At 57.4% G+C, this 19,493-nt stretch carries 23 protein-coding genes and 1 pseudogene; 15 read left to right on the top strand and 9 right to left on the bottom strand.

Features of this window, described 5'->3' with window-relative positions; all coding sequences use genetic code 11:
- The first annotated feature begins 24 nt into the window (after positions 1-24).
- The 3 genes from ACM6IR_RS21325 to ACM6IR_RS21315 all read left to right on the top strand — a co-directional run bounded on the left by ACM6IR_RS21325 (position 25) and on the right by ACM6IR_RS21315 (position 2,954).
- Positions 25-1,986, top strand: coding sequence for an acetyl/propionyl/methylcrotonyl-CoA carboxylase subunit alpha (locus tag ACM6IR_RS21325; RefSeq protein ID WP_414909521.1), 1,962 nt, complete (start codon positions 25-27; stop codon positions 1,984-1,986).
- A 71-nt stretch (positions 1,987-2,057) separates the two neighbouring features.
- Positions 2,058-2,600, top strand: a complete 543-nt coding sequence (locus ACM6IR_RS21320) for an exonuclease domain-containing protein (protein WP_414909520.1) — start codon at positions 2,058-2,060, stop codon at positions 2,598-2,600.
- A 69-nt stretch (positions 2,601-2,669) separates the two neighbouring features.
- Positions 2,670-2,954, top strand: coding sequence for a pyrimidine/purine nucleoside phosphorylase (locus tag ACM6IR_RS21315; RefSeq protein WP_007940055.1), 285 nt, complete (start codon positions 2,670-2,672; stop codon positions 2,952-2,954).
- Positions 2,955-3,026: 72 nt separating this feature from the next.
- Here the strand turns inward: ACM6IR_RS21315 and ACM6IR_RS21310 are convergent, their stop codons facing one another.
- Both ACM6IR_RS21310 and ACM6IR_RS21305 read right to left on the bottom strand, forming a co-directional pair.
- A complete protein-coding gene (locus ACM6IR_RS21310; RefSeq protein WP_414909519.1) occupies positions 3,027-3,833 on the bottom strand; it encodes an MOSC domain-containing protein in 807 nt (268 codons plus the stop codon).
- Positions 3,834-4,131: 298 nt separating this feature from the next.
- On the bottom strand, positions 4,132-5,067 hold the full coding sequence (locus tag ACM6IR_RS21305; protein ID WP_414909518.1) for a chemotaxis protein CheV: 936 nt from the start codon (positions 5,065-5,067) through the stop codon (positions 4,132-4,134).
- Between the two features lie 458 nt (positions 5,068-5,525).
- On the opposite strand from ACM6IR_RS21305, the gene ACM6IR_RS21300 reads away from it, so the two are divergent.
- The 3 genes from ACM6IR_RS21300 to ACM6IR_RS21290 all read left to right on the top strand — a co-directional run bounded on the left by ACM6IR_RS21300 (position 5,526) and on the right by ACM6IR_RS21290 (position 8,052).
- A complete protein-coding gene (locus ACM6IR_RS21300; protein WP_414909517.1) occupies positions 5,526-5,996 on the top strand; it encodes a hypothetical protein in 471 nt (156 codons plus the stop codon).
- A 506-nt stretch (positions 5,997-6,502) separates the two neighbouring features.
- The gene (locus ACM6IR_RS21295; protein WP_414909640.1) at positions 6,503-7,396 is read left to right on the top strand and encodes a sensor histidine kinase; all 894 of its coding nucleotides are present in this window, start codon (positions 6,503-6,505) and stop codon (positions 7,394-7,396) included.
- Positions 7,393-8,052, top strand: coding sequence for a response regulator (locus ACM6IR_RS21290; protein ID WP_414909516.1), 660 nt, complete (start codon positions 7,393-7,395; stop codon positions 8,050-8,052). The genes ACM6IR_RS21295 and ACM6IR_RS21290 overlap by 4 nt, the downstream gene beginning before the upstream one ends.
- Before the next feature lie 27 nt (positions 8,053-8,079).
- On the opposite strand, the pseudogene ACM6IR_RS21285 reads toward ACM6IR_RS21290, so the two are convergent.
- Positions 8,080-8,277: pseudogene (locus ACM6IR_RS21285) on the bottom strand (diacylglycerol kinase family protein); the annotation flags it as partial.
- A 180-nt stretch (positions 8,278-8,457) separates the two neighbouring features.
- Here ACM6IR_RS21285 and ACM6IR_RS21280 point away from each other — a divergent pair.
- The gene (locus ACM6IR_RS21280; RefSeq protein ID WP_414909515.1) at positions 8,458-8,766 is read left to right on the top strand and encodes a hypothetical protein; all 309 of its coding nucleotides are present in this window, start codon (positions 8,458-8,460) and stop codon (positions 8,764-8,766) included.
- Positions 8,767-8,811: 45 nt separating this feature from the next.
- Here the strand turns inward: ACM6IR_RS21280 and glp are convergent, their stop codons facing one another.
- Together glp and moaB are read right to left on the bottom strand one after the other, a co-directional pair.
- The gene (glp, locus tag ACM6IR_RS21275; RefSeq protein WP_414909639.1) at positions 8,812-9,999 is read right to left on the bottom strand and encodes a gephyrin-like molybdotransferase Glp; all 1,188 of its coding nucleotides are present in this window, start codon (positions 9,997-9,999) and stop codon (positions 8,812-8,814) included.
- A gap of 22 nt (positions 10,000-10,021) precedes the next feature.
- On the bottom strand, positions 10,022-10,561 hold the full coding sequence (gene moaB, locus ACM6IR_RS21270; RefSeq protein ID WP_414909514.1) for a molybdenum cofactor biosynthesis protein B: 540 nt from the start codon (positions 10,559-10,561) through the stop codon (positions 10,022-10,024).
- Positions 10,562-10,642: 81 nt separating this feature from the next.
- Here moaB and mobA point away from each other — a divergent pair, with 81 nt between their 5' ends.
- Together mobA and ACM6IR_RS21260 are read left to right on the top strand one after the other, a co-directional pair.
- The gene (mobA, locus tag ACM6IR_RS21265; RefSeq protein ID WP_414909513.1) at positions 10,643-11,245 is read left to right on the top strand and encodes a molybdenum cofactor guanylyltransferase MobA; all 603 of its coding nucleotides are present in this window, start codon (positions 10,643-10,645) and stop codon (positions 11,243-11,245) included.
- A gap of 76 nt (positions 11,246-11,321) precedes the next feature.
- Positions 11,322-11,543 carry a YgdI/YgdR family lipoprotein gene (locus ACM6IR_RS21260; RefSeq protein ID WP_414909512.1) on the top strand — a complete coding sequence of 74 codons (222 nt, stop codon included), beginning with the start codon at positions 11,322-11,324 and terminating at the stop codon, positions 11,541-11,543.
- A gap of 70 nt (positions 11,544-11,613) precedes the next feature.
- Here ACM6IR_RS21260 and ACM6IR_RS21255 read toward each other — a convergent pair whose 3' ends face one another.
- The 4 genes from ACM6IR_RS21255 to ACM6IR_RS21240 all read right to left on the bottom strand — a co-directional run bounded on the left by ACM6IR_RS21255 (position 11,614) and on the right by ACM6IR_RS21240 (position 14,657).
- Positions 11,614-12,504 (bottom strand): pseudouridine synthase, encoded by an 891-nt coding sequence (locus ACM6IR_RS21255; RefSeq protein WP_414909511.1) that lies wholly within the window; start codon positions 12,502-12,504, stop codon positions 11,614-11,616.
- A 71-nt stretch (positions 12,505-12,575) separates the two neighbouring features.
- Entirely contained in the window at positions 12,576-12,896 is a 321-nt protein-coding gene (locus tag ACM6IR_RS21250; protein ID WP_414909510.1) for a transcriptional regulator, read from the bottom strand.
- A 166-nt stretch (positions 12,897-13,062) separates the two neighbouring features.
- Complete coding sequence (locus ACM6IR_RS21245; protein WP_414909509.1) at positions 13,063-13,299, bottom strand: glutaredoxin family protein; 237 nt, start codon at positions 13,297-13,299, stop codon at positions 13,063-13,065.
- 149 nt (positions 13,300-13,448) lie between these two features.
- Entirely contained in the window at positions 13,449-14,657 is a 1,209-nt protein-coding gene (locus ACM6IR_RS21240) for an ammonium transporter (protein WP_414909508.1), read from the bottom strand.
- Positions 14,658-14,962: 305 nt separating this feature from the next.
- Here ACM6IR_RS21240 and ACM6IR_RS21235 point away from each other — a divergent pair, with 305 nt between their 5' ends.
- The 6 genes from ACM6IR_RS21235 (at position 14,963) to ACM6IR_RS21210 (ending at position 19,269) form a co-directional block, all read left to right on the top strand.
- Entirely contained in the window at positions 14,963-15,277 is a 315-nt protein-coding gene (locus ACM6IR_RS21235) for a DUF883 family protein (protein ID WP_414909507.1), read from the top strand.
- A gap of 2 nt (positions 15,278-15,279) precedes the next feature.
- A complete protein-coding gene (locus ACM6IR_RS21230) occupies positions 15,280-15,669 on the top strand; it encodes a phage holin family protein (protein ID WP_414909506.1) in 390 nt (129 codons plus the stop codon).
- On the top strand, positions 15,666-16,007 hold the full coding sequence (locus ACM6IR_RS21225; RefSeq protein ID WP_414909505.1) for a hypothetical protein: 342 nt from the start codon (positions 15,666-15,668) through the stop codon (positions 16,005-16,007). The genes ACM6IR_RS21230 and ACM6IR_RS21225 overlap by 4 nt, the downstream gene beginning before the upstream one ends.
- A 122-nt stretch (positions 16,008-16,129) precedes the next feature.
- Positions 16,130-17,293, top strand: a complete 1,164-nt coding sequence (locus ACM6IR_RS21220) for an EAL domain-containing protein (RefSeq protein ID WP_414909504.1) — start codon at positions 16,130-16,132, stop codon at positions 17,291-17,293.
- 71 nt (positions 17,294-17,364) lie between these two features.
- Positions 17,365-18,693: a deoxyguanosinetriphosphate triphosphohydrolase gene (locus ACM6IR_RS21215; protein WP_414909503.1), complete on the top strand. Its 1,329-nt coding sequence runs from the start codon at positions 17,365-17,367 to the stop codon at positions 18,691-18,693.
- A gap of 183 nt (positions 18,694-18,876) precedes the next feature.
- Positions 18,877-19,269 (top strand): response regulator, encoded by a 393-nt coding sequence (locus ACM6IR_RS21210; protein ID WP_414909502.1) that lies wholly within the window; start codon positions 18,877-18,879, stop codon positions 19,267-19,269.
- Positions 19,270-19,493: the final 224 nt, after the last annotated feature.

Below are 19,493 nucleotides of genomic sequence, written 5' to 3'. Positions count from 1 at the left end.
CCGCAAAATTTAAGGGAAGACCCCATGCCCGCCCTCAAAAAGATCCTGATCGCCAACCGCGGTGAAATCGCCTGCCGCATCCAGCGCACCGCCCAGGCGTTGGGCTACCGCACCGTCGCAATCTTCAGCGAAGCCGACACCGACGCCCTGCATGTTCAGATGGCCGACGAAGCCGTCAACATCGGCCTGGCCCCGGTGCAGCAGTCGTATCTGAACATCCCCGCCATCCTCGACGCTGCCCGGCGCACAGGGGCCGACGCGATTCATCCCGGCTACGGCTTCCTCTCGGAAAACGCTGAATTCGCCCTCGCCTGCGAACATGCCGGCATCACCTTCATTGGCCCCAGCGCCGAAGCCATCACGCTGATGGGCAGCAAACGCCTGTCGAAACTCGCCATGATCAATGCAGGCGTGCCGTGCATCAAAGGTTATCAAGGTACCGAGCAGGACGACGCGACCCTGAGCGGCGAAGCCGAACGCATCGGCTATCCGCTGATGATCAAGGCCAGTGCCGGCGGTGGCGGGCGCGGCATGCGTCTGGTGCACCACGCGAGCGATTTGCTGGAACAGCTGCGCACCGCACGCTCCGAAGCGCTGCACGGGTTTGGCAGCGCCGAACTGATCCTCGAACAGGCGTTGATCGATCCGCGGCATGTCGAGGTGCAGGTGTTCGGCGACCAGCAGGGCAATCTGATTTATCTGGGCGAGCGCGATTGCTCGATCCAGCGTCGTCACCAAAAAATCATCGAAGAAGCGCCCTGCCCGATCATGACGGTCGAATTGCGTCAGGCGATGGGTGAAGCCGCGCTCAAGGCGGGTCGGGCGGTGAATTATGTCGGTGCCGGCACCGTGGAGTTTCTGCTGGATGCGTGCGGGCAATTTTACTTTCTTGAGATGAATACCCGGCTGCAGGTGGAACACCCGGTGACCGAACTGATCACCGGACTCGATCTGGTGGCATGGCAGCTGCACGTCGCCGAAGGACTGCCGTTGCCGTTGCGACAGGAGCAGGTGCAGCTGAACGGGCATGCGATGGAAGTGCGCCTGTACGCCGAAGACCCGGCCCGGGGTTTTCTGCCTCAGACCGGACGTATCAGCGCATGGGAACCCGCGTTGCAGGCTGGCGTACGGATCGACCACGGCCTGATCGAAGGCCAACACGTCAGCCCGTTTTATGACCCGATGCTGGGCAAGCTCATCGCGCATGGCGCTACCCGCGAAGAAGCCCGACGCAAGCTGCTACGGGCGGTTCAGGACAGCGTATTACTGGGCATCCAGAGCAATCAGCGCTTGCTTGCCGGTTTACTGGAGCACCCACAGTTCATCAGCGGTGAGTTCAGTACCGGATTCATCCCGGCCTGTTTCGCTGACCATCCCTGCCTGCATCCGGTCGTGCCGAGCGCCGAAGAACTGGCCATCGCTGCGGCACTGTTCTATCAGGTCTCGGCGCAACATCACCGCGCCCCCCTGGCGGGCTGGCGTAACAATGCCAGCGTGCCGTTGAACTATCGCATCGGCCTGGACGATCAGGATTGGCCGGTGGAACTGAACGCTGTGCCGGGCGCACCGTATCGGATTCAAGTCGGCGCGCGCACGCTGCAATTGCAGGTCATTCAGAGCGATGGGCACCGGGCAACCCTGATGATCGACGGCATCCGCCGATGCCATGCCTATCGCCTGGAAGCAGGGCAACTCTGGTTGTTCACCCGCCCTGGCAGCCTGCGGCTGGTGGATCGCACGCACGCCGTGGTCAGCAGTCAGGTCAGCGTCAGCTCCGGCACCCTCAAAGCGCCGATGGACGGGGCGATCGTCGACGTGCTGGTCAGTGAGGGCAGCACGGTCAGCAAAGGCCAGCTGCTGGTGGTGCTGGAAGCCATGAAAATGGAACACCCGCTCAAGGCTGGCATCGACGGCGTGCTCAAACGCCTGCAGGTCAGTGTCGGCGACCAGGTGAAAAACCGTCAGATTTTGCTGGAGGTCGAATAAGCCGCTAGGCGGATCCGTCGGGTTTGGCTACGCTCAAGCCCTATCAGGACGCGGATACCAGGAACCCTGCGATGCCTCATTGGTTGGTCATTGATCTGGAAGCCACCACCGATGAGGGTGGCTGGCCAGTAACGGAAATGGAAATCATCGAAATCGGCGCCACCCTGGTGGACCGCAAAGGTCGGGAACTGGATCATTTCCAGCGTTTCGTCCGCCCACTGCGTCGGCCGCTGCTGACTCCATTTTGTCGGGAGCTGACGCACATCACCCAGGCCAATATCGACGCGGCACAGTCTCTGAGCGAGGTCTGGCCCGCGTTCGAGCGCTGGCTCGACCACCATCACTCGCGTCTGCAAGGCTGGGCCAGCTGGGGCGATTACGATCGCAAGCAGCTGCTTCAGGAATGGCAACGCCTGCAACTGGATAGCGCCCTGAGCCGGGTGCCGCACATGAACCTCAAGCAGCGATTTGCCAAGGCCCGTCGCCTTGAACGCCCACTGGGACTCAACGCTGCTCTGCAACTGGCGGGCCTGCAGTTCACTGGCCAGCAACACCGGGCACTGGAAGACGCGCGCAATACCGCTCGGTTATTACCGTTGATTCTCCCCGTCTAGAGTGGTGACGGCACCGAGGGCCTTGTGCATACTGGCCGGCCCTTTTAAGCCCTTTTCGAGGAATCGCCCATGTTTAAAGTCAACGAGTACTTCGACGGCACCGTCAAGTCGATCGCCTTTGGCACCGCTGAAGGTCCGGCAACCATCGGCGTCATGGCACCGGGCGAATACGAATTCGGTACCAGCCAGCGCGAAATCATGCACGTGGTGAGCGGCGCCCTGACCGTCAAACTGCCCGATAGCAGCGATTGGGAAACCTTCGCCGCTGGCAGCCAGTTCAACGTGCCTGCCAACAGCAAGTTCCAGCTGAAAGTGGCCGTAGACACCGCTTACCTGTGCGAATACCGCGGCTAAAACCCCGGGTTTTCACAGCGACAAAAAAAATGCCCGTGTCCAACGACACGGGCATTTTTCATGTGAGGGCTTTTACTCGAGGATTGTCACCGGCATCCCGACTTCGAGCCGGCCATTACCGTCGTTGACCAGATTCTGGCCAAACATCGCGCCATCAGCCTCGGCGCGGTACTTCTGCAAGGTCGCCAGCGGTTCTTTATCTTCGCTGCGTAAACCGGTCTGCGGGTCGATGGTGGTCAGAATGCAGCGCGAACACGGCTTGACCACACGGAACTCGATATCGCCGATGCGGATACGCCTCCAGCCATCCTCTGCAAAGGCTTCGCTGCCCTCGATCACCAGATTCGGCCGGAAGCGCAACATTTCCAGCGAACGGCCAACCTTCTGCGACAAATCTTCCAGCGACGCCTGTCCGATCAGCAGCAGCGGGAAACCATCGGCGAATGCCACCTGATCGTCGTCCTTGCCATAACCGGACTGTGTCATCCGCGCGCGGTCCAGCGGCACTTGCACCAAGCGTGTCGGTTTACCGATGAACTCACTGACCCAGGCCGCCGCCTCGTCGCCAGCATCGGGCACGCGCAAGGTATCGCGCCAGATGGTCACGCCACGCAGTTCAGCTTCGCGTGCAGGCAACGCGACATCGATGGGTGAATGGCCCGGAGCCGTGAGGGTCAAGCCGCCGCTGGCATTCCACAGTGCCGACAACTGGCTCATCTGCGCCACCGCACGCTGAGTCAGAAAACGCCCGCTGGCCTCGTCCACCAGCATCCAGCGTCGGTCACCGTCGAGCCCCAGTTTGTCGAGGCCGACCTGTTGCAAGGTCTCGCCCTTGCCGGATTTCAACGGATAACGATAAAGCGCGCTCAGACGCAACATGGCCAACTCCCTGGTAGGTGAAAACGCCACCCTATACGAGCTAGATCATTGAATCAAAGGCAAAAAAAACGGTGGGAGATTGGTTGGTATTCGCTCTGGTTTTTCATGGCGGTGAATACCATACGGCACGCGATTTGTAGCAGCTGGCGAAGCCTGCGTTCGGCGGCGCAGCCGTCGTGAAATCACCCGACGCGGTGCATCAGAAACACCTCGGGCACAGGTCTCACGACGGCTGCGCCGCCGAACGCAGGCTTCGCCAGCTGCTACAGGAAGCGATCCCACAAGGACTGCATCATGCTCAGGCGGGCACTTCGTCGAGCATCAGGCGTTGGCGCACCACGTCGACGAGTTTGTCCGGCTGGAATTTCGAGAGAAAGTTGTCGCAGCCGACCTTCTTGACCATCGAATCGTTGAAGCTGCCGGACAATGACGTGTGCAACACCACATAAAGGCCGCGCAGACGCGGATCGTTACGGATTTCGGTGGTCAGGCGATAACCATCCATTTCCGGCATTTCAGCGTCGGTGAAGACCATCAGCAGTTTGTCGGTCATGGATATGCCGCTATCGGCCCACGCCTTGAGCATGTTCAGCGCCTTTAAGCCATCGCTGGCGATGTGCATCTTCACACCCAACTGACCCAGCGTTTCGCGCAATTGCGCCAGGGCTACGTTTGAGTCATCGACCAGCAACACCTCACGGCCACGGGCGCGCTCCAGTACCGGGTCTGCGAGTTTTTCGCGAGAGACCTTGGCGTTATACGGCACGATTTCGGCCAGGACTTTTTCGACGTCGATGATTTCCACCAACTGGTCGTCGACCTTGCTGATGGCGGTCAAGTAATGCTGGCGGCCGGCGCTGGTCGGCGGCGGCAGAATGGCCTCCCAGTTCATGTTGACGATGCGATCGACACCACCGACCAGAAACGCCTGCACCGAGCGGTTGTATTCGGTGACGATGATCGTACTGGTGGCGCTTGGCACCAATGGACGCATGCCGATCGCCTGGGACAAGTCGATCACCGGCAGGGTCTGGCCACGCAGGTTGACCACGCCGCAAACAAACGGGTGACGCTGGGGCATCAGGGTCAACTTTGGCAGTTGCAGGACTTCTTGCACTTTAAAGACGTTGATTGCGAACAACTGCCGTCCGGCCAGCCGGAACATCAGTATTTCCAGGCGATTCTCACCCACTAGTTGCGTGCGTTGGTCTACCGCGTCGAGAATGCCGGCCATCTATGACTCCTGGTCTTGTTCTGGTGATTTCATTAAAGAAGGTTATCGGCTGTGTTTGCCGGACCTTGACCCCGTACAAAATGTCACGACCAATCATTGATGTCACATTAACATCATGCTTTACTGGCCCTGTGATTTCATCTGCTTCATTCCCAGCGACGCGACCTCCGTTCGATCGTTTGGTTCCCCTGTGTAAGGGATTCCCCTAGCAACAGTCAGGCACAACCTGATATTCGCAATATCCGATAGCCATTAATGTGACGCTATTCTCATTGCATGAACGGAGTCAGGCTTTTGTGTGCGATCGCAGGTAAGTGGTCATCCACCCTCTCGTGTTCCTCAGCCTTTACACAGGCCAACCGACGCGCGATCCCAGGGCGATGTAACACCAGGACAATTCTCGTCCTTGGCGACACACATGGCATTCCCTCATTTGACATGACGTGGTGGAAATAAGCATGCCGAACGACCGTAAAGAGTGGGCTCAACGGCTCCCTGAATTTCTCGTCGAGGCTGAAACACTCCTGGCCAAAACCGAAGAATGCCTGAGTCATTTGAAACTGATCAGCAATGACAAAGACGCCATCGACTGCATGCTGAGCACCCTCCTCAAACTGGCCAGCAAGGCGGATGCCCTGGCTCTGGCGGCTGTGTCGGAGTTTTCATTGCACATTCATGGTTTGCTGAACCATGCCCAGAACCACATGGACCTTCACGATCAAGCCCTGGACGCGCTCAAAGACTGTTTGACGCTGATCGCCTGGCAACTTGAGCTCATTGATCAGACCACGGGCCAGCTCAGCCTTGATGACAGTGAGCAGACCACTTTGATCGAAGCCTTCGCCTTTCAGGTCGGGCAAAGTCATTTCCAGCCGACGGTTAACTCCAAACCGTTCACGCTGGTTTCCTATTCAGGCAGGCAAGCTTAAGTTCAACGGAGAACTATGCCGTGCGCGGAATTTTTATTGCCATGAGGCGCTGCAACTTATGCATCCTCATGTCGCAATTGAATATTTCATACCCAATGACGACAACCCTGAATAATTAACCAATCCTGTCGACCGCTGAATTTCTTTCGTCACTAGGGTTTTGCCTGGTAGCAGAAAACTGAATCCCAATAAATATCGACATCTTCCAACGATAACAACCCGCCTTTTTTTCCATTATGGAACCGTCTTCCAGAACGCCATATTTCTCGATAGTGCAGGCTTATACCAAACGCGACCAACGGTATCTTAAGTGCTATTATGCCGACCATTAGTTGACGTCAAGTAATGGCAAAGTGATCCCAGGTCATGCAGTACGGTACGTTCAACCCTCGGGTTCGCGCACTGAAATACGCCCACCCTGAAATCCGCCTCAAACAACAAGACAGAGATCCGTCAGCCAGCATGACCGGTCTGCCCGCAGCGAACATCCATTGGCTCCATCTGCTATGTACGCCAGCCTCAAGTCAATCACCCTATGGCCACCCTCCCGAGCAAACGCGAGCCGGATTACGTTGCTGCTGTGTACCGGCTCGGCGCTGGGAAGCCTGCTGGTTTATAGCCTGTCCATTCACCTGCCATTGAGCCTGCTGGCGCTCAACGTTGCGGCACTGACGTGTGTCTGGGCGAAGCATTGCCTGTCACGAAAATCGATAAAGTTTCAGCCCCAAGAGCTGGCCGACCGGCTGCTGGAGGTTCAGGAAAACGAACGTCACCGCCTCAGCAGAGAGCTGCATGACGACATTGGCCAGTTACTCACCGCGGCAAAACTTCAAAGTGACTGGCTCAAACGCCGAATGCCAGAAGAGCTTCAAGAGCAGTGTTCAGTGCTCTGCGACACCCTGGAAGAAACCCTGGCCAAAGTGCGTGATGTATCAGCCATTCTCAATCCCAGGCAGCTGACCAGCCTTGGATTGGAAGCCAGTCTGCGTGCGCATTTACTCAAGACACTGGCCAATACCCCGGTGCACTGGAGCCTGGAATGCCATCAACGATTGACCGGTATTCCAGAAGAAATGGCGGTGGCCGCCTTTCGAATCACCCAGGAAGCGGTGACCAATATCCTGCGCCATGCCGAAGCGAATAACCTGCTGGTCCGCCTGCAACGTCTGCCTCAAGGCCTGATGCTGTTGATCAGCGACGACGGGCTGGGGTTCGCGCCGGCGAGCGACCCCGGTCGTGAGGGGCAACGCGGAATGGCCGGGATGGCGGAACGAATCGGTCAACTGGGTGGTACCCTGAGTGTTACCAGCGAGCCCGGCAAAGGCACTCAAATCGAAGCTCTTTTCCCTTGGGCGCCTCGTGCCCTCGAACGGGCCAGTACGAATAAGGTTATGCATTGACTTGTAACTTACTTCTGGTGGATGACCACTCGCTTATCAGGGCAGGCGTGCGCGCTCTGGTGCTGGATATTCCCGGTTACGCGGTAATCGGTGAGGCCAACGACGGCTCGCAGCTGCTTGAAATGGTCGAGCAACTGTCTCCAGACATCGTACTGCTGGATATTTCCATGAAGGAAACCAGCGGTCTTGAAGCACTGCAGCGGCTGAAGCGGATACGTCCGCAGAGCAAGGTGCTGATCCTGTCAATGCACACCGATCCTGCACTCATCATGCAGGCATTGGAATCCGGTGCTCATGGCTATCTGCTCAAGGACACCACGGCCACCGAGCTCGAACACGCCCTGGATGCCTTGCGCAATAATGAGCGCTACCTGAGCCCGGCTATCGCCCACACCGTCATCAATCAGGCGCTGACCCGAACCCAGAAAAACCAGGCGGAACTAACCGACTCGCACAATCTGACGGCACGTCAGCTGGAAATCCTGCGACTGATTGTCCGCGGAAAATCCACCCGGGAGATCGCTAACGGCCTGGGCCTGAGCATCAAAACTGTCGAAACCCATCGCTCGCAGATCATGAAGCGTTTGCAGATCTACGACGTGGCCGGCCTGGTGCTGTTCGCCGTGCGTGAGCAAATCATCAGCCTGGACGATTAGCCGCTTCGAACGCACTCAGCAGCGGCGAACCTCGCCCAAGTCAATGGCGCTCGGCGAAACGTCGAGAAGTTCCAATGCCTGTGCAGGTTCGAAAGGCACGCCGGCGGCACGGGAAAAATCGTTGGCGGTCCCCAGGGACAAGAGCACCAGGCTGGCCTGCGCCGAATGCTCAGCCATGGCATCGGCGATATCACGCAAGGTGCCATCACCGCCGCCGGGAGATATTGACCTCGATGCACACCCTAAAAGTCGCAAGAAATTGATTTACTTCAAGTCGATCAGTCTGCTGTCCGACAAAACAGGACTTTTCTTACAAAACGTGAGGAATCGGCTCAATTGACCGCCCCCCTGTGATTGGTACACCTTGGTTATCAATCATTAGCAGGACATACACAGGGACGTGAAATGCAAAGCCATACCGTCAGGTCGCCGGTCATTCCGGTGGCATCGTTCGCAGAAAAGCGCACCCAGCATCAAACCGAATTCAAAAGCAGCGCAAACCCCACTGGAGAAGTTGATATGGAACCTCGCGTCGTTGAGCTGGAGACACACCTCGAATACATCCGACGAGACATGGATGAGGTCCGCGGTGACGTCAAATCCATCAAGCACCGGCTCGCCTATTCAGCGGGTGGAACAGCCGTGGTCCTCGGGCTTCTGGCCTGGATCGCCAATAGCCGTTTCGACCAGGTCGTGACACTGCTGGCTCATTAGGCGTGAGCCATAAACGCAAAACCCGGTTCAACCGGGTTTGCGTGATCAGCCAAGAACTTCGCTTAGTGGTATGAAGCTTACGGTGTCGCCTTCGATCAGCGTTCGATCCTCCAACACCTCCACCAGGCCATCGGCCCAGGCGGCGCTGCGCAACACACCAGAACTCTGATTCTTGTAGATGATTGCCCGACCATTCTCCAGGCGCCCGCGTAAATACTCGCGTCGATTGCCAGCTTTCGGCCAGGCAAACCCGGCCAGTACCTGAAATTTCAAGGGCTCAACCTCCTTTACGCCCTGACGGCGCAATAGGTAGGCCCGCGCCAATAGTGCAAAGGTCACCAGAGTCGACGCCGGGTTGCCGGGTAAACCAATCACGGGTACACCGCGAAAGTGCCCGACCGTCAGCGGTTTACCGGGTTTGATGGCGAGCTTCCACAATGTCAGCTCGCCCTCTTCCCGCAAGGCAAGGCCCAGGAAGTCAGCCTCGCCCACCGATACGCCACCCGTCGAGAGGATCAGATCGACCCCCTTCAATTCGTCAAGACGAGCGCGCGTGGTATCCAGATTGTCCGGAAGAATACCGGCGTCGATGACTTCACAACCCAAGCGCTGCAACCAGCTGCAGAGCAGCACGCGATTACTGTTGTAGATCTGGCCCGGCCCTAGCGCCTGACCGGGTTCGATCAACTCGTCGCCGGTGGACAGAACCGCAACGCGAACCTTGCGAATCACCTCCAGCTCTGCGCGCCCAAGCGATGCAGCCAGGCCCTGTTCTATCGGCCCCAGGCGGGTACCGGCCGGAAGGACCAGTTCACCGACAGTGGTTTCCTGGCCTTGTGGACGGATGTTTTGTCCGCAGGCCATGGTTTCAGTGAAACGAACGCGGTCATCCGCCTGGACCTCGGCGTTTTCTTGCATCTCGACACAATCGGCACCCGCGGGAACAGGCGCACCGGTGAAGATTCGTGCACAGGTGCCTGGCTTCAGCGGCTCGGGTGCCTGGCCTGCAAAAATCTTCTGACTGACCACCAACGGTTCTCCCGTCCAGTCGGCCATGCGCAAGGCATAACCGTCCATGGCACTGTTCGACCAAGGCGGCAGATCAAGCGTCGAGACCAGGTCATCGGCCAGCACACGGCCCTCAACCTGGGCCAATGGCAAGCACTCACGTTCACGGATCGGTGACGCCTCGGCCATTTCGAGCAGGCGTGCCAGTGCCACCTCGACGGGCATCAGGCTGCCAGTCTTGCCTGGCTTACCCACGGGATTCACAAGGCTCTGCCTGTTTCAGATGAGGAACGAAGTTGCACGGTCGGTGCCGCGAATCCAGCTGCTCGGCAAGGATGCCATCCCAACCGGTGCGCACGGCATTGGTCGAGCCCGGCAAGCAACAGACCAGGGTGCCATTGGCCAGACCGGCCAGGGCGCGGGACTGGACAGTAGAAGTGCCGATATCCGCCACCGATATTTGCCGGAACAGCTCACCAAAACCATCGACCTGCTTGTCCAGCAGGCAGCTCACCGCTTCAGGTGTGCTGTCGCGTCCGGTGAACCCGGTGCCTCCTGTAATCAGCACCACCTGCACGACATCGTCGGCAATCCAGTTTGCAACTTGCGCACGAATTTTGTAGAGGTCATCTTTGAGCAATATCCGGGCAGCCAGGTTATGACCGGCGGCGCTCAAGCGGTCGACAAAGACCTGGCCTGACGTGTCGGTTTCCAGGGTACGGGTATCGCTGACAGTCAACACCGCAATGTTCAGCGGGGCGAAAGGTACATCAGCCTTGGCTTTCATAGGCTCGTCCAGTTGTAGGAGAAACAGCCCGGTGTTATATCACAGCGCCCCATTTTTTCGCCGCCCCCATGGAGACCTGGCATGACCTCGAATATGAATTTACCGCCCTGCTCCATTCTGCTCCTGGCAGGTGGCCGAGGCCAACGCATGGGCGGTCAGGACAAAGGGTTGCTGGAATGGCACGGCGAGCCGCTGATTGCGCACCTGCATCGCAAAACCCGGTTGCTGAGCGATAACCTGATCATCTCCTGCAATAGAAACCTGGAAAAGTACGCGCCTTATGCCGATCAGTTGGTGCACGACGACGAAGGCGACTTCCCGGGCCCCTTGGCCGGTATTCGTGCGGGTTTGAGGGCTGCTCGCCATACCCATTTGCTGGTTTTGCCGTGTGACGTCCCGCGTATCGATGCCGCTCTTCTGCATAGCATGCGCGAAACTGCCAACCAGCATCCGGATAAACCGTTGATGCTGCGCCATGGCGAACATTGGGAACCCCTGCTGTGTATGATCCCCGTGGCACTCCTGGCAGATTTCGAACGAGCCTGGGACAACGGTGAGCGTAGCCCGGGTCGCCTCATGCGTAAATTGGGTGCTACTGCTTTGCAATGTCCTGACGACGACCCTCGCCTGGCCAACCTCAATACGCCAGAACTATTAAGTACTCACAGCACTGTGTCAGACTGACACAAGAAGGAACTTGCACGCGCTGCACACGTCTCAAGCTCAGCAACCACAAGAATTCATATTCGGAGACACACTCATGACACATCGGACCCTCGGCACTTTCATGCTCGCGTTGGGCCTCGCCACCCTCGCCGGTTGCGCATCGCCTACAGTGATTACCTTGAATGATGGTCGAGAAATCCAGGCTGTCGACGCGCCCAAGTACGATAAGGATTCGGGTTTCTACGAATTCGAACAACTGGATGGCAAACGCACCCGCATCAACAAGGATCAGGTACGTACCGTTAAAGAGTTGTAATTTTTGCGGCAACAACCGGATATAGAAAAACCCGCTTTTGGCGGGTTTTTTCATGGCTGAAAAACGGCCGTCACCACTGCAGGGTGATGGCGCTTTCGAATGCTCTTTCCTGACCAGTGACCGGGTCCACAAACCGTAGTCCCTGAGCGAGCAGCTTCAAGGGATTGGTGTAGTCATCTTCAACATTCTTGAGCACCTGCGGATAGAACGGGTCATTGCAGATGCTCGCGCCCAGCGCGGTCATGTGCACCCGCAACTGATGTTTCTTGCCCGTCACCGGGTAAAGCGCATAACGCCAGAGATCTCCATTCTTTTCCCTGACCTCGACAGCCGTTTCGGTATTGCTGACACCCGGGCCTTCCTGCATCCGGAAGAAAGGCTCGCCATCGATGAGCCGACTTTTGTGGACCAATGGAAAGGTCAGCTCAGGCAACGCTGGGGCTATTGCCTCGTAGCGCTTTTCAATCTGCCGTGTAGGAAACAATGACTGATATGCCGAACGACTCTGAGGGTTGGCGGAGAACAGCACCAGTCCTGCCGTATGACGGTCAATGCGGTGCAAAGGCACCAGATGCGGGTTATCCAGCCGACGGATCAACCGCCGTAACAGGGTCTGCTCTACGTATTCACCCGCTGGAGTCACGGGTAGAAAATGCGGTTTGTCCGCTACGACTAAATGTTCGTCCGCGTACAGAATCGACTCGACGACCGGAATCGGCTTTTCGTCTGGCACTTCCCGAAAATAGTGAATCCGCAGGCCTTCCTTATAAGGCAGGTCGCGGGCGATTGGAGTGCCTTGACCGTCGAGAACACGACCCCGTGCAATTCTGTCCAGCCATTGTTCACGGCCGATTGCGCTGAAGTGTTCGCATAGGCAATCGAGCACGGTCTGCCACTGGCCAGGCGGCAAGTAGAGCGTGCTGGCCTGGTTGTGTGCAGCAGAAAAAGATGAACTGGACATACGAAAGCTCTAACCCTCAATACAGGGCGGCATTATCCAACAGCGGCCGGAACGAACCTAGAAGAGAATCTTCAAGCCCGTATCGACTGCGTCTGCGCTGCTGCGTCGGTAAACTCCTTGAGCCAGCGCAGCACGTCAACAGCCTCCCAGCGGCCCGGATCATAAAGCGCATACAACAACCCTTGATAACCCACGACATCCAGCTGTCGGTGATAGCCCGCACGCTGAAACAAGGCTTCGATTTCAGCAAAACAGGTATTGAAATGCAGTTTGTTGAACGGAGTTTTTCCTTCCGTCACCAGGCCATCCAGACGCAATTCGACGACAGCCTCGCGGACCACGTCCGCCGACATACGGTTCACGCTGTTCTTCAATTGTTCGACATTGACCAAGGTTCGTCCCTCTGACTTCTGGGATCGCCTGCCCCAATCCGAAAAGGACAAAGCATGGCAGGCAATCGGAATAGCTGTATACCCATACAGTAACCGAATAACCTGTTTTCCGCCAATGGATGAATCAAGGACTGCGACAGGTGGGAGCGTCGCCAGTAGCATCGGGTCAGCGCAAGAACGCCACGACCTGCTCGGGATTGAACGGCCAATCGAGCTCAGCACCGGTATCTACGCGCCGAAGTACGGGAATACGCAGACCGTAGTCTTCGAACCACACTTCGTTTTCCGCGATGTCGACCAGTTCCACCAATAAACCGTGCTCAACCATAGGCATCAGTTCTGCTTCGGCGAGTTCACAGAGATGGCAACCAAGGGTGCCGAACAGCTGACATTCAGGAGGCATGAGCACCAGACCAGGCAAAGGAGAGGTTCATTCTAGGCGCGCGATCAAAAGCCGTCGAGCCAATCCCCTGCACCTGAACCCTGGCCGATTTCCCGGTATTTCGCTAATACCCTGACGCCAACCATGGGTCCTGAATGCCGCTTGCACGACTAGTCCTGGCTCACCGCACCGATCTTGTGCACCGACAGGTCCGCACCGTAATACTCTTCTTCCTGACTCAGGCGCAAACCATGGAACGCCTTGATCACGCCATACACTGCAAACCCGCCGGCCAATGCCACGACCACGCCGAGCGCAGTGCCAATCAACTGGCTGATCAGGCTCACACCGCCCAGACCACCCAATGCGCTTTGGCCAAAAATTCCGCAGGCGACCCCGCCCCACACGCCGCACAGACCATGTAATGGCCAGACACCCAGCACATCATCGATATGCCATTTGCCTTGGGCAGCCGTAAAGCACCATACAAACAGCGCGCCGGCGATCGCACCGGTCACCAGGGCACCCACCGGATGCATCAGATCGGAACCGGCGCAGATCGCCACCAGCCCGGCCAGCGGGCCGTTATGCAGAAAGCCCGGGTCATTGCGTCCGACGATCAACGCCGCCATGGTGCCGCCGACCATGGCCATCAGCGAATTGACCGCCACCAGGCCGCTGACTCCCTGCAATGTCTGCGCGCTCATCACGTTGAAGCCGAACCAGCCAACGATCAGGATCCACGACCCCAATGCCAGAAACGGAATGCTCGACGGCGCGAACGCCACCAGTCGTCCTTCTCGATAGCGACCTTGCCGAGGCCCGAGCAACAACACCGCTGCCAGTGCGAGCCAGCCACCCATGGCGTGGACCACTACCGAACCTGCGAAATCATGAAAGCTGGCGCCGAAGCGATCCAGCAACCAGGCTTGCACGCCAAAGTTGCCGTTCCAGATCATGCCTTCGAAGAAGGGATAGATGAACGCCACGATCAGGGCTGTCGCGCACAACTGGGGAACGAACCGGGCGCGTTCGGCGATACCGCCGGAAATAATCGCCGGAATCGCCGCGGCGAAGGTCAGCAGGAAGAAAAACTTCACCAACCCGTAGCCATGATCGGCATTGATTACAGCTGCCGGCTGCAGAAAGGTAACCCCATAGGAAATCCAATAGCCTATAAAGAAGTAGGCCAGGGTCGAAATGGCGAAGTCGCTGAGGATCTTCGACAAGGCGTTGACCTGGTTCTTTTGTCGGACCGTGCCGACTTCGAGAAAGGCAAACCCGGCGTGCATGGCCAGTACCATGACCGCGCCGATCAGAATGAACAACGTGTTGGAGCTGTGGACCAGATTGTCGACAGCGCTTTGCAGATTTTCCATGGGGTTGGCAGACCTGAAGGCTAAAAAAGCACCAAAGCAGTTCGCGCAGACAATTCATGCACCAAATTGCAACCTATCAGGATCAGTACCTTGAGCCCGATGAGCTGCTTTGGCGCACAAGGTTGGAACCTTTGCGCGCATTTTCGTTATTTGAGATAAGGTTTTGCTTGAATCATGCCCAGCAACAGCGCAACAGCGCGAGCTGACGCACCACGACATAGCAAAAGTTGTACCAGTGATTTGTACTGAACCTTCGCGCAAGGCTCATACTCGAACGCAACAGAAGCCACTTACGGAGATCACCAATGGCCAGCATCAAGGCAAAGACTGCTCAAGAAATCCTGATGAACGATTTTCAGACCCTGGTCAACGACACTGAACGGTTGCTGGAACACACCGCAGCGTTGGCGGGTGATCAGGCGGACGAGTTGCGCGAGCAAATTCACGACAGTCTGCTGCGTGCGCGTGAAACCTTGAAACTGACCGAAGACTCCCTGCGCGATCGCAGCAAGGCAGCCGTTACTGCCACGGAAGACTATGTTCAGGCCAACCCATGGCAATCGGTAGGAATCGCGGCCGGCGTGGGCTTCCTCATTGGTCTGCTGGCAACCCGGCGCTGATTATGGGGATCGGCGAATCCGGCTCGTCCGCGACGGGCCCAAGCTCCTCATCGCGGCGCCTGGGCGCCGCGTTTCTTGGACTGTTGCACAGCCATGTCGAACTCTTCGGCATCGAATTGCAGGAACAAAAAGCACGCACCGTAAGCCTGTTGCTGTTTGCAGGCCTTGCGCTGGTGTTTGCCTTGCTGTTGCTGGTGGGCTTGTCGACACTGGTGTTGATCGTGTTCTGGGACACCTATCGCCTGACGGCCATCATCGGGCTTTGTGTGTTCTACGCACTGGCCGCGCTCTTTTGTGCGATGCGGTTGAGAGCGGCGATTTTCGATGAGTCTTCACCCTTCCATGGCACCCTGGAAGAACTGGCCAATGACAGGGAGCGCCTGCTGCCATGAACATTCCCGAACTGCCTCGCAACAGCTCTCGCGCGGAAATGCGCAAAGCGTTGATCCGCCTGCGCATGGAAATGCATCGCCAGGAAATCCGCCACGAAACCACGCAACTGCTGCAACCTTTGCAGCACGTGCGCGGGATGACGCAAAACCTTCGGGAGGGGCTCGGTATCAAGCACGCTCCGCTTTGGGGCGTGGCAGCCGTCACCTTGCTGGGCTTTCTGACTGGCAAGGGCGCCAAGAACGGTAGTCTCAGCGGTCTGACTCGACTGGTTCGCCTGGGCACAACGCTGGGGCCGCTGATCAAGCTGGTCTTGCAAGGCTCTTCGCGCAACCACTGAGCCACTGTCTGGCTGCATTCTTGCAATACCACCGAATGAACCTCTTTATCGAGAGGTTCATTCCTGCGTGCCTACTCGATGGCCAGGTTTATCCAAAAACAAGACCTTACTAAGGAGGCCTCGTGATCGACGGGCAACCGCTCGCCTGCTTTCAACCATTCATCGATACCGCCACAGGCCGTATCGCTGGCGTCGAGGCTTTGGGTCGACTGCGTCAGGCCGACGGTTCACTGACCTCGGTGGGGCCGCTGTTCGCCGACCCGCGAACACCCGCGATTGCGCTGCGCCGTCTGGATCGCCAAATCCGCGATGACGCCCTGAGCCGTCTGCATGAAGCGCCATCAGACTGGTTTCTAAGCCTGAACATGTCCCCACGCTGGATCAGCCGCTTACGCCCGGACCAAGCCTTGCCGAGCCTCAAACAACTGGCCAGGCATGGGGTCGACCCGCAGCGAATCGTCTTCGAAATCACCGAACTGGATGGCGATATCCAGCGCCTGGCCCAGGTGGTGACGCGTTACCGGCAAGCCGGCGCGCGGATTGCCATCGATGACTTCGGGGCCGGCTACTCTCAGCTCGACCGTGTACTCGCCCTGCAACCGGACATTCTCAAGCTCGACATGCGGCTGTTTCAGGCCGCTGCGCTGGGTGGGCCGAGCAGCGATGTGGTCAAGGCCCTGGCACAAATGGCGGAAAAAACCGGTTGCTGGATCATTGCCGAAGGGGTGGAGACCGACGCTCAGCTGAATTTTGCCCTGGAGTGCGGCTCGCGCTACGTGCAGGGCTTCCTATTTGCCCGGGCACAAGCGGACTTCTTTGATACCGAGGCGTTTGTCGAGCGCTTTGCGCAACTGCGCCAGCGCTATGTAGAACATAAACTGGCGGAACGAGGCCGCCTGATGGTCATGCGCCAGCAACTCAGTGCGCTGATGTCGATCCTGCAAGCCTGGGCCCAGGCCCGCGCACCGCTCAGCGCCTTGCCACATCTGGATGCCTATCCTTGGTTGTTACGCTTCTATCAGTGCGACCGTCACGGCACGCAACTGACACCTAACCTTGAATGGCGCAACACCGGCTGGGAAGCCGACAACCGCTACCTGGGTCACAACTGGTCATGGCGCCCCTACTTCTATCACCTGTTGGCCGAGGGCTGGGACGAGCGTCGATTGACGCTCTCCAACACCTACCGCGATGCCACCAGCAACCAGTATTGCCTGACCGCCGGGCAATTTTTCGACAATGGCGAGCGACTGCTGCTCATCGACATTGACGCTGCCGGGCTTTAGTACCACTTGCAGGTCCCGACGCGAACCCGGAAGCTAGCGCCTCATCAGTCACCTGACGGAGAGAATCAGCCTTGGATTGGCAAACCCTGCTTACCCGCGAACGCCTCGGAAAGACGTTGCACAGCCCGGAAGAACTCGGCCGCAGCCCTTTCCACAAAGATCACGACCGCATTATTTTCTCGGGAGCGTTTCGTCGTCTCGGGCGCAAGACCCAAGTCCATCCGGTCACCAGTAATGATCATATCCACACGCGCCTGACCCACTCGCTGGAAGTCAGTTGCGTCGGCCGTTCGCTCGGCATGCGGGTCGGCGAAACCATCCGTAGCGCCCTGCCCGACTGGTGCGACCCCAGCGATCTGGGAATGGTGGTGCAATCGGCATGTCTGGCCCATGACATCGGCAATCCGCCGTTCGGCCATTCCGGCGAAGATGCGATTCGTCACTGGTTCCAACAAGCCGCCGGACGTGGCTGGCTGGATGCAATGAGCGAAACCGAACGTAATGACTTCCTGAACTTCGAAGGCAATGCCCAAGGCTTCCGCGTGCTCACCCAGCTGGAATATCACCAGTTCGACGGCGGCACCCGGCTGACCTATGCCACGCTGGGGACTTACCTGAAATACCCATGGACGGCAAAACACGCCGATTCGCTGGGCTATAAGAAGCATAAATTCGGTTGTTATCAGAGCGAACTGCCGCTGCTGGAACAGATCGCCCTGAAACTCGGCCTGCCGCAACTTGAAGATCAGCGATGGGCACGCCATCCGCTGGTGTACCTGATGGAGGCGGCTGACGATATCTGCTATGCGCTCATTGACCTGGAAGACGGTCTGGAAATGGAGTTGCTGGAGTACGCCGAAGTCGAGTCGCTGTTGCTGGATCTTGTGGGCGACGACCTTCCGCAGACTTATCGTCTGCTCGGTCCTGAGGATTCGCGTCGGCGCAAACTGGCGATTCTGCGGGGCAAAGCCATCGAACACCTGACCAATGCAGCCGCCCGCGCCTTTGTCGAGCAGCAGGACGCGCTACTGGCCGGTACGCTGCCCGGCGATCTGGTGGAGCATATGCACGGCCCCGCCAAGCGATGCGTATTGAATGCAAAGGACATGGCGCGCAAAAAAATCTTCCAGGACAAACGTAAGACGCTGCACGAAATCGGTGCCTACACCACACTGGAAATCCTGTTAAACGCCTTCTGCAGCGCGGCACTGGAACAGCACAACGGTCGAACTCCCTCTTTCAAGAGTCGACGTATTCTTGACCTCTTGGGAAACAATGCGCCCGATCCTCACGGCCCTCTACACAGCTCGTTTCTGCGGATGATTGACTTCATCGCTGGCATGACCGACAGCTATGCGAGCCAAATGGCGCAGGAAATGACCGGTCGCTCAAGTTACTGATTAGAACTGGCTGATTGGCCATTACGACACACGGAATGGCCAATCACCCACCAAGAAGTCAACTACATTCAAACCTCGCTGAATCGCCCTACACCTCGTGCTGAGTAAACTGACCGATTGCTCGGTGGTCTCACGAAATAATGTCATCTCCCTCTGATCGACAGATGAAGCGTGAATAATCCTATGTTCAAAGACGATCTGCGCATCCTGTTGGTGGAAGATCATCCTTTTCAGCTCAGGGCGACTCAATACCTGCTTGAAAGTTACGGCTTCACCCAACTGACTACCACCGACAGTGCTGAAGGCGCCCTGCAACAAATGTTCAAGGCGGTAAAACCGTTCGATATTCTTTTGTGCGATCAATGCTTGCCTGACCTTCCCGGACTTGACCTGGTTCAACTCGCCAGCCACCAGGGAATGATCAGGCAAGCCATTCTCTTAAGTAGTCTTACCTCTGCTGAACTGGACACACTTAAAAAACTGGCCAGCGAACACGGACTGCCCTTATTAGGGTATTTAATAAAGCCATTGAAACAATCGGAATTTAGAAATCTGTTGACCTTGAGCACACTATAAAAATACTCGCAAAAACACCAAACAAAACAATTTTCAACTTGCAAGTTAAAACCCTCAACAACCGAATCAAACACCAATAACTTTCACTCACCCTCATAAAAACCTAGTTGGTACGTAGTCCTATTCTTCTTCGCATGTAGGAATCTTCCTATATTGCTGCTACAGGTCCGTCACTTCATGCGTCTCCTGAACTATCTGAGCTAAGGTGCGCGCTTTATTTGAGC

Source organism: Pseudomonas sp. IT-P253 (genome assembly GCF_949768125.1).
Taxonomy (GTDB): Bacteria; Pseudomonadota; Gammaproteobacteria; order Pseudomonadales; family Pseudomonadaceae; genus Aquipseudomonas.
The sequence above is the reverse complement of the archived record's forward strand: the minus strand, read 5'-3'. Positions and strand labels throughout refer to the sequence as shown.

Coding starts and splice junctions, on each gene's coding strand:
- ACM6IR_RS21325 (WP_414909521.1), top strand. CDS start 25: ATGCCCGCCCTCAAAAAGATCCTGATCGCCAACCGCGGTGAAATCGCC.
- ACM6IR_RS21320 (WP_414909520.1), top strand. CDS start 2,058: ATGCCTCATTGGTTGGTCATTGATCTGGAAGCCACCACCGATGAGGGT.
- ACM6IR_RS21315 (WP_007940055.1), top strand. CDS start 2,670: ATGTTTAAAGTCAACGAGTACTTCGACGGCACCGTCAAGTCGATCGCC.
- ACM6IR_RS21310 (WP_414909519.1), bottom strand. CDS start 3,833: ATGTTGCGTCTGAGCGCGCTTTATCGTTATCCGTTGAAATCCGGCAAG.
- ACM6IR_RS21305 (WP_414909518.1), bottom strand. CDS start 5,067: ATGGCCGGCATTCTCGACGCGGTAGACCAACGCACGCAACTAGTGGGT.
- ACM6IR_RS21300 (WP_414909517.1), top strand. CDS start 5,526: ATGCCGAACGACCGTAAAGAGTGGGCTCAACGGCTCCCTGAATTTCTC.
- ACM6IR_RS21295 (WP_414909640.1), top strand. CDS start 6,503: ATGTACGCCAGCCTCAAGTCAATCACCCTATGGCCACCCTCCCGAGCA.
- ACM6IR_RS21280 (WP_414909515.1), top strand. CDS start 8,458: ATGCAAAGCCATACCGTCAGGTCGCCGGTCATTCCGGTGGCATCGTTC.
- glp (WP_414909639.1), bottom strand. CDS start 9,999: ATGCCCGTCGAGGTGGCACTGGCACGCCTGCTCGAAATGGCCGAGGCG.
- moaB (WP_414909514.1), bottom strand. CDS start 10,561: ATGAAAGCCAAGGCTGATGTACCTTTCGCCCCGCTGAACATTGCGGTG.
- mobA (WP_414909513.1), top strand. CDS start 10,643: ATGACCTCGAATATGAATTTACCGCCCTGCTCCATTCTGCTCCTGGCA.
- ACM6IR_RS21260 (WP_414909512.1), top strand. CDS start 11,322: ATGACACATCGGACCCTCGGCACTTTCATGCTCGCGTTGGGCCTCGCC.
- ACM6IR_RS21255 (WP_414909511.1), bottom strand. CDS start 12,504: ATGTCCAGTTCATCTTTTTCTGCTGCACACAACCAGGCCAGCACGCTC.
- ACM6IR_RS21245 (WP_414909509.1), bottom strand. CDS start 13,299: ATGCCTCCTGAATGTCAGCTGTTCGGCACCCTTGGTTGCCATCTCTGT.
- ACM6IR_RS21240 (WP_414909508.1), bottom strand. CDS start 14,657: ATGGAAAATCTGCAAAGCGCTGTCGACAATCTGGTCCACAGCTCCAAC.
- ACM6IR_RS21235 (WP_414909507.1), top strand. CDS start 14,963: ATGGCCAGCATCAAGGCAAAGACTGCTCAAGAAATCCTGATGAACGAT.
- ACM6IR_RS21230 (WP_414909506.1), top strand. CDS start 15,280: ATGGGGATCGGCGAATCCGGCTCGTCCGCGACGGGCCCAAGCTCCTCA.
- ACM6IR_RS21225 (WP_414909505.1), top strand. CDS start 15,666: ATGAACATTCCCGAACTGCCTCGCAACAGCTCTCGCGCGGAAATGCGC.
- ACM6IR_RS21210 (WP_414909502.1), top strand. CDS start 18,877: ATGTTCAAAGACGATCTGCGCATCCTGTTGGTGGAAGATCATCCTTTT.